10 protein-coding genes are annotated in these 11,648 nt (G+C 34.5%); 6 read left to right on the plus strand and 4 right to left on the minus strand.

Annotation, left to right across the window (positions count from 1 at the left end; translation table 11 throughout):
- Positions 1-230: 230 nt before the first annotated feature.
- Positions 231-1,025 (plus strand): hypothetical protein, encoded by a 795-nt coding sequence (locus ACRRSQ_RS09320; protein WP_440875463.1) that lies wholly within the window; start codon positions 231-233, stop codon positions 1,023-1,025.
- Here ACRRSQ_RS09320 and ACRRSQ_RS09325 read toward each other — a convergent pair.
- Both ACRRSQ_RS09325 and ACRRSQ_RS09330 read right to left on the minus strand, forming a co-directional pair.
- On the minus strand, positions 1,000-3,993 hold the full coding sequence (locus ACRRSQ_RS09325) for a glycosyltransferase (protein WP_440875464.1): 2,994 nt from the start codon (positions 3,991-3,993) through the stop codon (positions 1,000-1,002). The genes ACRRSQ_RS09320 and ACRRSQ_RS09325 overlap by 26 nt on opposite strands.
- A gap of 2 nt (positions 3,994-3,995) precedes the next feature.
- Positions 3,996-4,886 (minus strand): glycosyltransferase, encoded by an 891-nt coding sequence (locus ACRRSQ_RS09330; RefSeq protein ID WP_440875465.1) that lies wholly within the window; start codon positions 4,884-4,886, stop codon positions 3,996-3,998.
- 375 nt (positions 4,887-5,261) lie between these two features.
- On the opposite strand from ACRRSQ_RS09330, the gene ACRRSQ_RS09335 reads away from it, so the two are divergent.
- Together ACRRSQ_RS09335 and ACRRSQ_RS09340 are read left to right on the plus strand one after the other, a co-directional pair.
- Positions 5,262-7,409 (plus strand): tyrosine-type recombinase/integrase, encoded by a 2,148-nt coding sequence (locus tag ACRRSQ_RS09335; RefSeq protein ID WP_440875466.1) that lies wholly within the window; start codon positions 5,262-5,264, stop codon positions 7,407-7,409.
- Between the two features lie 103 nt (positions 7,410-7,512).
- Complete coding sequence (locus ACRRSQ_RS09340; RefSeq protein ID WP_440875467.1) at positions 7,513-8,094, plus strand: 3'-5' exonuclease; 582 nt, start codon at positions 7,513-7,515, stop codon at positions 8,092-8,094.
- A 119-nt stretch (positions 8,095-8,213) separates the two neighbouring features.
- Here ACRRSQ_RS09340 and ACRRSQ_RS09345 read toward each other — a convergent pair whose 3' ends face one another.
- Positions 8,214-8,822: a hypothetical protein gene (locus ACRRSQ_RS09345; protein WP_440875468.1), complete on the minus strand. Its 609-nt coding sequence runs from the start codon at positions 8,820-8,822 to the stop codon at positions 8,214-8,216.
- Between the two features lie 431 nt (positions 8,823-9,253).
- Between ACRRSQ_RS09345 and ACRRSQ_RS09350 the strand changes: the two genes are divergently transcribed.
- Positions 9,254-10,108, plus strand: a complete 855-nt coding sequence (locus ACRRSQ_RS09350; RefSeq protein WP_440875469.1) for a TIGR04219 family outer membrane beta-barrel protein — start codon at positions 9,254-9,256, stop codon at positions 10,106-10,108.
- Positions 10,109-10,118: 10 nt separating this feature from the next.
- On the opposite strand, the gene ACRRSQ_RS09355 is transcribed toward ACRRSQ_RS09350, so the two are convergent.
- Positions 10,119-10,343, minus strand: coding sequence for a helix-turn-helix domain-containing protein (locus tag ACRRSQ_RS09355; RefSeq protein WP_440875470.1), 225 nt, complete (start codon positions 10,341-10,343; stop codon positions 10,119-10,121).
- Positions 10,344-10,582: 239 nt separating this feature from the next.
- Between ACRRSQ_RS09355 and ACRRSQ_RS09360 the strand changes: the two genes are divergently transcribed.
- Both ACRRSQ_RS09360 and ACRRSQ_RS09365 read left to right on the plus strand, forming a co-directional pair.
- The gene (locus ACRRSQ_RS09360; protein WP_440875471.1) at positions 10,583-10,918 is read left to right on the plus strand and encodes a hypothetical protein; all 336 of its coding nucleotides are present in this window, start codon (positions 10,583-10,585) and stop codon (positions 10,916-10,918) included.
- 28 nt (positions 10,919-10,946) lie between these two features.
- Positions 10,947-11,612, plus strand: a complete 666-nt coding sequence (locus tag ACRRSQ_RS09365; RefSeq protein ID WP_440875472.1) for a PEP-CTERM sorting domain-containing protein — start codon at positions 10,947-10,949, stop codon at positions 11,610-11,612.
- The last annotated feature ends 36 nt before the right edge of the window (positions 11,613-11,648 follow it).

Here is an 11,648-nt window from a genome sequence, read left to right on the forward strand (position 1 = left end):
TATCAAATAAAATTTTTCAATATCAAATTTACAATAAGTAACTATTACCTCTTATCTTCAGAATTCCTTCCTAATAGAGTATAGAATAAACATTCAAGTGATAACTGTTAATATTTTAGATGCGCATTCTAATGAATTACTACCTATCAAGATCAGCGTAAAGAGTAATTATGCAAAAATGGATAAAACAAAATGTTGTACTGCATTAGATTGAAAATACGATGATGTTTATGGTCAAAGAATTAAGAAATGAACTCTCTTTGCATGTTATTGGCAATGGTCCGGTAGCCGATGAGACTCCAAATATAGGTTTTAAAATTCGATTCAATCGGTTTGCATCAAAATGTGCTTTGAATAAAGATGAGCTTTGGATCAACAATTCAAGAGTAAAACCACATCAATCCGGGTATAAAAGTGAGGGGGAACAAGCCTCACAAGTACTAGATACGGCCCTGTTGAAACAGGCCCAGACACTAAAACAGTCAATTGCGTGTTGGCCTTCCACTGGGATGGTTGTCATTTCTTACTTTTCACTAATCAAGAAAAAAATAAAAGTTTATCAAATGCCATTGCTTCCAAGCATTGTCCGTACTCCAGATATGCCGCCGCGTAAGCCATTGGCATGCGCTTTTCATAATTGGCTTGGTGAGCGGCGTGTTGTATTTACCCAAAAGGTCAATATTGAACCATGGCCCAGTCTCTTTGTGAAAATTGAGGAAGGATATGGAAAATCGGTCATAAAACCATTTGAAGAGCTATCCAAATTAGCAAAACTATCTAAAGCAGATGGCTGGGGTTTACTAAGGAAGCTAAGTGAAATACCAGCTAAACATTGGCTTGAATTTTCCTCGTTTGAACAAATATCTCTCGTAGAACATCTGTTTTATCTAGACCGCACTTCACATGAAACTTTGAACTGGTGGCTCTATGATTACGACGCGTCAATTCAGGTTGATATAATATACAAACGTTTAGCGTGGTGTCAGCAGCAACTGTTCCTTAACCAAGTGGAGTCAGAGACATAAGATATTCAAGCTTTTGCAATTGCTCTTCTTTGACTTTTGTAGAGTAGGGTAAGCGTTCATGCAAGTATCCATATCTTTGACTCACGAATACTGGTTTATTAGCTAGCTCAACCAGGGACATCATCGTTGAATAGTCAGAAGGGGTTATCCACTCTCCTTCTTTATATAAGTACTCTTCTGGAATCTTTTCAAATAATACTTTTTTGAATGCTCGTAGATGTGCCCATACCTCTCCACCACCATGACGTCGGGGTGAAATGTAGTTGGGGGTATACTGTTTTAGGGGTTTGTCTGGTCTAAACATAGGAAGTTGAATCAGATCAGCCCCTGCTTCTATGTGGCTTTTTAGTATTGTCACGACATCTTTTCCAAGAAGTGAATCATCCTGATCGAGGATCACAATAAAGGCATCTGGGTTTAAACATATATTGCTAATAGCCTCTTTGAAATTTTCACCTCGGCCTGCATGATGAAGTCTGCGAATAAGTGTTACTCGTGCATTAAATGACCTTAAAAAATCAGGCCACTGCCAAGACGTAGATAGGTCGCAATCGTCATCTATGAGAATTATTCCAAAGTGCTGGCAATCCTGTTGTTTCAAACTATTCAGACAGCGTTGTAATAACTCTGGATTAGTCCTGCTGCCTTTAAGAAGAAACACTATTTCTTCATCTCGTTTGGGATAGTCCCAGTTAGCGAAAGGGACAAGATCAAAATTTTCAGCTTGTTCTAAAGGATATTGCCCCTGAGCAACCAAGTCCCTTACGGTATATAGATCCAGGTGTGGTTTATCTTCATTTCGTGGATGAAGATAAAAAGTTCTACTATCACCACCTCGCAATGAGCGAATGGATCTTTGCTTTTGACGGCGATGCAGAGCTCTATGCCAAGTGAGAGTATATCGCTCATCTTTCACTGGATTTTCAAGTGGAATATGCTGAAAAATACGCTTTAAATCTAATAACCCCATCCTAACTTCAGGAACATATTCACCAGGCTCCGCCTCATAACGACGAAAGCCATTATTGGCCTTGGGAATGTTAAAGCCAACTGAGAATACGTCTTCAGTAGCTAAAGCTGAAAGCATATCGTCTAAATAAGCGTGATTGAAATCTTTTCTCCCTACTAAGACATCACAATCACATTGGAGAACATACCTAGTTGTAACGTTTTCAAATGCCCAAATCTGACTAGATAGTGGAGCGCTACTTAACGTATGCGTATGTGAAATATCGCTTTTACCAAACCATCGTAAATAGAGATTTTTTATTGTTTCCAAGTCTATTGGTGCGATGATTACGCTATTTACCCATCCATCCCTTTTTAATTTTTTGGCTTCTGATTGGAGTTTTACTAAGTTTGGTGTGGCGTATTGGCGTAGGAAAGGGCCTTCATACGAATCCAAGAGTAAAACTACTTCTTCAAAAGTATTAGGGTAACTAAGTTGGGAAACTATATGCTGAACTTGGTGCAGCAGGACTTCGGCATCTTGAGCGCAAGCTTTTATTAGTAGAGTGACATCCTGTTTAGTTGTTGCCTCCATATTTTTAGCAGGACCCTTTAATTGCTCCTTATGAATACCTAATATTAGCTCTCGGTAAAACGTTTCAAATCCTGGAATTTTCTTCAGTGCTTCGTCTTGGCTTTGTTTACTAGGTCGCCTAACTAATTCTTCATCGCTCCAGCCTAAAATTCCGATTCCATACATACGAGCACAGAGATCTAAAAACCTACTGAGGTTCAAATCAACAATGTCCTTTCCTATATCGATCATCACCAATCTGCCATTTTCATCTAGCAGCATGTTACTTCTTTTGATATTTAAAGGAGCAACGCCAATTTTGTAGATGTCTCTCAAGAATTTTATTATTTCACTTTTTTCAGTGTATTGACGTAATCCACGCATCGGTTTGTAAGATGTTTGACATAGCCAACTATCCCTTTCTTGAAACCAGGTTGGATTCAATAAATGAGGTGAGCAATTATCTAGAAGTTTTGAAATACGCTTTACATATTGACCATTCATCGCCCAAGGATAAAAGCGCTTAAGGATTACATCATCTTCCCGCCATACAACGCCTTCGTGCCCTACTCCAAGTAGTTCTTTTTTTGTGTCTAATATCTCTTGCCAAGATTTGACAGCGAATGCTAACCGAGTTCGTTGATCAGACCATTGAGTATCATTTTTATTTCGCTTTGTCTCAGTGCCGTTTAGACTATATATTGAATATAAAGGTGTCGATACAATCTGCCCTACATCTGAATGAAGCATTAGTAACTCAGCTACCAACCAATGATCTTCTGCACTTCTGATATTAGGATAGCGAAACCCGCAGTTAGAGGCTAAAACAAGGTTACATGATGGTAATTCTTGTTGTTGTCCTTCCAAGCAAAATCCTTGTATAAATTCAACCAGTCGCTTCCTGTCTTGCAGTACCGAAGGCGTTGCTAAGTTAATTCCTGACAATTCACCTGCTATTGGTGAACTTTGGCTGAGAGAATTACTTCCTAAGACATATAGTGCGCCAGTTTGTGTACCCTTCGAACAAAGCTCTTCAACACTTATAGGAGTGGCCAACCGATCATCAGAATCTAAACGGCATACCCAATCCGAATTGAAATGATTATCAACATAGTCAAGTAGGGCATTTCTAGCTCTTGCTGGAGACCCACAATGACCTCTAATAATAGCAATGTTTGGATTTCGCAGCGTCTCGGCATGGATGCGTTCCCAGCCGTCTATGCTGCTGTCATCCAATATAAGTATGGCGGCTTGTTGCTTTTCTACAACTGTCTGTTGGAGAGCACTTTTCAGTGCTTTGTCAATACTGTTAGTTTGGTTGTGAATAGCAATAGCGATAACAATAGAACGGTTTTTTAGTTCATTTGATATCGGTTTAACTTCAGTTATTTCTCTTGTACATAAGACCTGTCTAACCGATTTTGGCGCATGGCGCTTGTAATCCATTATTAGTTCCCCTTTGAGCAGGAAATGTTTTTCATCTTTTCTAAAATCTGAGTTTCTGAGATATGAAATAGATTTTTTGCTCGCGCAAAAAATGAAATTCTCTCAGATGATGACATTCTAACTTGGTGTAATAAAAGAAATTGAGCTAAACCATTCAGTTTAGAACTCGCCCCAGGCGCAGAAAGTGCGCTCTTTCTTTCTCCGCAATACCACGTTGCAGTAAATTGATTTGTGAATGCAACAGTTGTTGTCGAATAATCTAAAAGACGTACTGCTAAGTCTCTATCATTACAACTACTTAAGCCATCGGTGAACCCACCAATTTGTTCGAGCTTTTTAGATTTTACAAAGGTGTTTGTACCTTGCCAGCCCGGATTCCCTGTCAGAAAATCACTTGATTTGATTTGTGTAATTATCTCTCTTTCAATTATCCGATTTTCTTTTGAAAGTCGAAGACCAGAAATTACTATATCTGGCCAATCATTTTGTAATGCCGTGCTCCAACAAACGCCTAGGTGTGTCGAGTCCCAAGTATCATCATCGTCGATGATTGATACGTAACAGTCAGGAATATTGGAATATATCCAACTAAGTCCTGTATTCCAGCTTCCTGCCGCGCCGCTTGCCTTCTTATTCTGCAATATAATAACCGGTACTTTTTCTAAGATATCTCTAATTGTCTTCTCTTCGCTCCATGATAATTGTCTTTTATCAGAGACAATGATAAGCAAGTCTAGGGGGGTCGTTTGCGAACTCACGGAGGGAAGACACCTTGATAATAACAATTCGATATTTGGTGTAGTAGAAATTAAACCAACTAATGGTATTGACTTGCCTTCTTTGCTCATAGAGGAAATTGAGTTAACTTTAGTTTCGACTTTAATTTGGGGCACACTGCTTCCTTTTTCATGTGAATATAGTATCTCCGATATATTCAAAAAAGTCAGTAAGTGTATCTTGAATTGGAGAGATATGAGCCCTTACAAATTATTGTATAAAAGATGCTGTTCAAAGTAAAAGTTAACAATCATACAATAATTGTGACTTTTTCATTTAGTAACACTTAAAGTAACACCAAAGATAGCCAAATAAACAACAAACAATAGTTAACAATAACTTAAAAAACCAATTAAGATGCCGCCAGCTCCACCACCTTATGAAAATAAGTCGTTTAGTTTTAACAAGTTAAACGACTTACCTTTCTAAAAACCCATACTAATTTATTCATATTCCGTTAATTTTGCAAGTGAGCCACCAAGGTGAGACACATGCAAGTACCCTCTTATATTGTTCAAAATCGTTTTCATACCTTTTATTTCAGAATAAAAACACCAAAAACCATTATTAAACTATTGCCTCACGTTAAAAAAGAAGTGAAGATCAGTCTGTTAACCAAAGACCGAACTATTGCACTGCAAAAAGCCAGAGAGCATAAAATTGGATTTGATCACTGTTTTAAGGAAATAAGTAATATGTCGTATGGCAAAAGTGTAATAGAAGTTGAATCAAACAAACCATCTTTTGATGAATTACCGAACCATGAACAAGAGTTTTTAATTGGTGAAGAAATTGTCAAACAACGCATTGAAGATCAGCGTTTTGTTCATTACCTCTATTTTTTATTTGAACGCAAAAAACAAATAAAAAAATTATTTAATAATATAAAAGAGTTAAATAACTGCTCCTTATCTGATATTGATTTTTCTTCTGCTGAAAAGATTAATAAATTTATTTCTATCATGGATTTATTATCAGATCCTACGCTAGATAATCCACATGTTTATATTGATCAAATCCCGTTTAAAGAGGCAAAGCCAGTATTAAGTTATGAAGAAATGCTGGCTATGCCCTCAGACAAGGCATATAAGGCAATTAAAATTGATCGTTTAGTGCTTAATAAAGACATAAAACCATTAGCTATACCAAATACACCTCAAAAGGTTAAAAAGCATCACAGTAAACAGCGAAAAGAGCTAATTTACCAAGCTATTCGAGCCATTGATAAACAACTGGAAGAAGGTGTAGATACGCTTAATATAGATATTCATACGCCAGAAAAAAGCGAAGAGGATATAGTGCTTGAAGGTGTAACACTTGATAATGAAAATGATGCAGCAAGTTTTGCAAAGCTGATATCTTCTTTAACATCAGGTCAAGAAATGGAATTTTCTGATAACAATGGTTTAACTCCTGTTGCAAAACAAAAAAGCTCTTTTAAAGTATCTGAAATATTCTCCAAATTTTATGATGAACGAAAATCTGAATGGAATAGCCAAAAAACACATACGACAAATTTAGCCATTTACGAGCTATTTGTTGAGATTGTCGGTGATATTTATATTCGTGATCTATCTTACGATCATACCAATCATTTTGTTGATACTATTCAAAAGTTACCGCCTAACCGTAATAAATCAAAATTAACCCGTGATTTATCCGTCACACAGATTTTAGAAATAGCAGATCAATTTACCCCAATGAGATCGCTTAACTGTAATAAGTATATTACACGGGTTTCTGAAGCGTTTGACTATGCCAAGCAACGTGGCTATATCCAAGAAAATTTATTGAAAGGTGTCAAAATTAAAGCTAAAAATCAAAACATTCGACAAAGAGATGAACGTCAACGATTTGATGAACAAGATTTAAACGCAATTTTTAATTCTGGTTATTATATTAATGACAGTTATAAACGCACTTACATGTATTGGTTGCCACTTCTAGGCTTATATACAGGTGCAAGGTTACAAGAATTATCACAACTACGGTTAGGTGATATCTATAAAACCGAAAACATGTGGATCATTGATATCAACGATACCAACAGTGAAGCAACAGGGAAAAGTTTAAAAACAGTTAATGCAAAACGCCTTATTCCAGTTCATAAAACATTACTATCACTTAAATTTGATGTCTATGTAGACTACCTTCAGTCAATGTATAACGATAAAAAGCTAGATTCTGATCTACTTTTTCCTGACTTGCTAAAAGGTAGAGATGGATGGGGACATAATTCTGCTAAATGGTTTTCACGGTTTTTAACGCAAATAAACGTTAAAGAGAAAGGCAAAAGCTATCATTCATTTAGACATACGTTTGCTGATGAATTGAAACAAAACTTAAAAGTAAAAGATACATTAATAGATGACTTTTTAGGACATGCTTCGGAAAGTGAAGCAGCAAGACGTTACGGAAAAGATTATAAGTTGCCCACCAAGAAAAAAGTCATTAATACTTATCAACCATTATCGGAAGACACATTAAAAGCGATTAAAAAATTCACTTTTTGGAAAGAATTTAATGCAAGCACCATGTCTACATCTTTTAATAATATGCACAGTAAAACAAAAAGCATTTACAAGGATAAAAACCTAGTAAAAGCTCTTGTTGGTCGGCTACCTTCTGTGAAGGTATAGCCCTTTAATATCAATCGTCTGAAGGATTTAAAATTAATTTTTTTAAGGTATTGAAGTTATTTTTTTCTATGCAATGTTTAAATCTCATCAGGAGATAAAAACAATGAAAAATAATAACAACAATAATAATGAAACATTAAACGAATTAAAAAATGGCGTAATAATCGATACAGAAACCACTGGTTTATCTTATGAAGATGAAGCAATACAAATAGCTGTTATTGATGCTTATACGGGTGATACGCTGTTTAATGAAATATTAAAGCCATCAGTAAAAATATCAGAAGGTGCATCAAATATCCATGGAATTACCAATGCTGATGTGGCGGATAAAAAAACGTATCCAGAAATACATCATGAGCTAATGAATATTTTAAAAGATAAAAAACTTTTTATTTATAATGGTAATTTTGATATTCGAATTTTAGAGCAAACAGCGTGTAAATATCAGCTTGAATTACCTATACATTTCGAAGAACAGATGTTTTGTGTAATGGAGTGGTATTCACAAATTTGGGGCGATTATTCAGATTACCATCAATCTTATGTTTGGCAAAAACTAACATCAGCTTGTAGACAACAAAACGTTGAAACGTCTGGTTTAACAGCCCATGATGCCTTATCTGATTGCATCATGACACAACGACTTATTTCAACTTTACTGTTAAATGGTTATGAGTTGTAAGGTTAGTTAATACATTAAACAGTTAAAGGCTACTAGCAAATTAGAATATATTTATTTGTAGTAGCCCTTATTTTATCTAACGCTTTAAATATCAAAGTTTAATTTAACTATTAAAGGAATTAGTTTGACCAGTTAATATTGACAGTAAACTTTGTTAAACGAGTGTTTTTAGTACGGCACTGATCTCTTGATATATACTTGTTGCAATCAGAGTTAATTGCGGGGTTGTTCACTCGTGATCGTAGTTCCAAATCTGTTGCGCTTAAGAGTTGATTACTAACTCCAGAATAAACGCCACTCCCATTCAGTGGAATGCCTGAGCCATTAGGGAAACCGCCTCCCCGAACTAACGGATAAGTAAACTTGTTCTGTGGCCCAAAAAAAGCCATCATTACTTGATAGTCAGCAACTAATACGGCTTGTTGGAATGTATAATTGTAATTAACTGAAGTTATCATTGCGTTAGATGGTGCATTCTGATATGTAATACAATTTTGAAAAGAAACTCTAGGTTTTGGTTGGCTACTGGTCCACGGATTAGGATAATAACCATCTGTATATGGCATAGTTACATCGTATGTAACCATACCACCTGGACCATAATCACTAGGTGAAAAATTTCCATCCTCATCCACAAGATTTATAGTGCAAGTACCTTGTGCAGCTAAAGCTGTCGTAGAAACAAATGCTGTAAAGATTAGTGGAACCAATGTATAAATTTTTTTCATTATTAATAAATCCTTTGTTAATATTAAAAAATAACAGGGATACCAAAACTCTAAATAGTGATATTTAGAATCAATTAATAACAATTAATTACGATCAATGTAATAACTGGATGCTCCCTGCGAAATAGATAAGAACACATACTAATTTTTCAGTCAACAATAAACCATTATTTTTTATTGACTTACATCAAGAACATCATTTATTACACTTATATTATAAGTTTCAATAGCCATATCAATAAACTCTATAAACAGCTAGTTTGGTGAGATAAACATTTAGTTGTTAAGTTTTTCTTAACTTGAATTTAAATATAAGCTAAGGTCAACAACCATATAAACAGTAGTTTTTATAACTTTCCGTACTTATAAAAGGTAATCGCGAGTATATAAAACATGGAACAAGCCCATTAGTAAACAAGGATGATAACTATATGAAAAAAATGGTTTTAGCTGTAACAATCAGCACAGTTTTTACTTTTACACCACAGGCATATGCAAATTTTAGTTATACCCCCAAAAAAAATACTAAAGTTGGTTTATATATTGGTGGGCAAATTTGGCAAAGTAAAGCAAATGGGACTGTTGGAGAAGAAAATACGCTCAGTAATTTTAATTTAAAAAAAGAACAGCAAAACAATTACTTTGTGGCAATTATACACCCTATTTCATTTCTTCCTAATATACGTATTTCAGGTAATACGCTTGATACCACAGGTAAAAAAAACTTAATTCAAGAATTTATCTTTGGAGGTGAAACTTTTTCAACTGGTGACGATATTAATACTAGTTTTAACGTCAGTTATGTCGATTACAGTTTATATTACCAATTACTAGATAACAGAAAATTTTCATTTGATTTGGGATTAACTGCGAGGGATCTTAATGGTGCTGTTACTGTTACAGGAGCAACAGTTGTTGTTGATAATGAAGATGATTGCCCTGACATACCTCAAAGTAACATTTGTCCTTCACCAGCAGGTACTTACACTCCAACAGGTAAAATAAAAGCTGATGACATCGTACCTATGTTGTATATTGCTTCTGACCTGAGCTTACCGTTAAAAGGGGTCAGAGTATTTGCACAAGGTGATTTTTCATTAATAAATGATCATACGCTTTCTGACTATCAAGTTGGTGTAAATTACGATCTAGCAAATACCAGAATGGGAAACTTTAATCTAACCTTAGGATATAAGGTGGTAAAAATGGAATTTGAAGATTTAAATAATTTATATACCAATATAGAATTTAAAGGTACTTTTGTCGGTTTTGTTGCACATTTTTAAACCTAATTTTTTATATTTTTTTAAAAAACTCATTTATGTTAATTCTAAGTTTTATTGAAATAACCTGAAGTTGTGCGGCTGATATTCTATTTTTATTTTTTTCAAATAAAGATATTTGTTGATTAGAAACACCAATAAAATCTGCAACCTTCTGTAAAGAAAGCTCTTTTTCAGCTCGAATCCGAGCCAAATTATTACCTATCAGAGCATTAATTTCTACTTCTTTATCAGTCATCAATTTTATTTAGTCGTATTCAACTTATTGATAAATTTTAAAGAACTTGTTAACTTATAGCTCCAAGCCACACTTGGAGTTCATCTTTTTTTCAATTGTTAGTTGGATTTTCACGCCAAAAACTCCAAGCGTTACTTGGAAAGGTAGGCGTTTATTACATTTTATTCGGAATTACTACACCTAACACTCCAAGCAAGGCTTGGACTTTATTTTGTAGTTACAAACTTAAGGACACCTTTATGAAAACTTCAAATTTATTATTTATTACAACTACTATCTTGAGCTTATCAGCCTGTAGCTCGCCAGAAAATCATGCCCAAACAGTGATCGAAGATTTTTGTGAAGCATTTAAAATTAATGATATCGAAACACTTAAAGCTATAAGTACAGATCATCGATTTATTAAATTCAATTTTTGGACTGACGCAGATCGTAAAAAAACAAAATGCGGACATGAAATAAAAAAAATATCTGATGAAAAATTTTTATTCATGCTTGGTGAAAAAGAAATGTCTATGCCAATAGCTGTAGAAAAAATTGAAGATGAATTCAAAGTAACTGGTTTGAATATGTAGCTTACTGTTTTAATAAAAGGAATATTTCATGTTAAAAAAATTACTTACAGGGATTAGCTTACTCGCTTTACCTTTATCCGCATCAGCAAGTCTTATTACTGATACTAACAACAATAGTTTTATAGATAATTCACAAAATTTAGAATGGATGGATTTTGGCCAAAATAATTTATTAACCTATAACCAAGTTAATGATTTAATCAACTCACCTGCTAATACTGATAACTGGCGATTAGCCACTGAAGAACAAGCTATATCGTTATGGACAAGCCTTTTCTATGATAAAGGGGCAACATTCAATATTATTAATCATGACAATAACTTATTAATGAATTTAAGTGACTACACTGACAAAAGATTACATTGGAATTTATATGAAATTATGGGCTACAACATAGTTCATGCAAAATATGATAACAGAGATATAGGTACTTCTCGTGGATTAGTTGCAAATGATGTTGGCGGATTAACTAGCTTTAACTTTGGGAATAATCCAAGAGGATCTAGCCAAGTTTCAGTTGAAAACCACAAATCAACAGATCAATTTTATAAAACGCATACGAGCGAATATTATTCAACATTATTGGTTAAAGATTATAAAGCCAATAACACTGTTTCAGTGCCAGAACCATCAACATTAATTATTTTAATATTTGGTTTTGCAGGCTTACTAATTCGTAAATTTAGCAAATAAGCCTAAGTCATTTTTCATTAAGCATTATTAAGGTAA

This window comes from Thalassotalea sp. PLHSN55 (assembly GCF_052030545.1).
Taxonomy (GTDB): Bacteria; Pseudomonadota; Gammaproteobacteria; order Enterobacterales; family Alteromonadaceae; genus CANMXU01.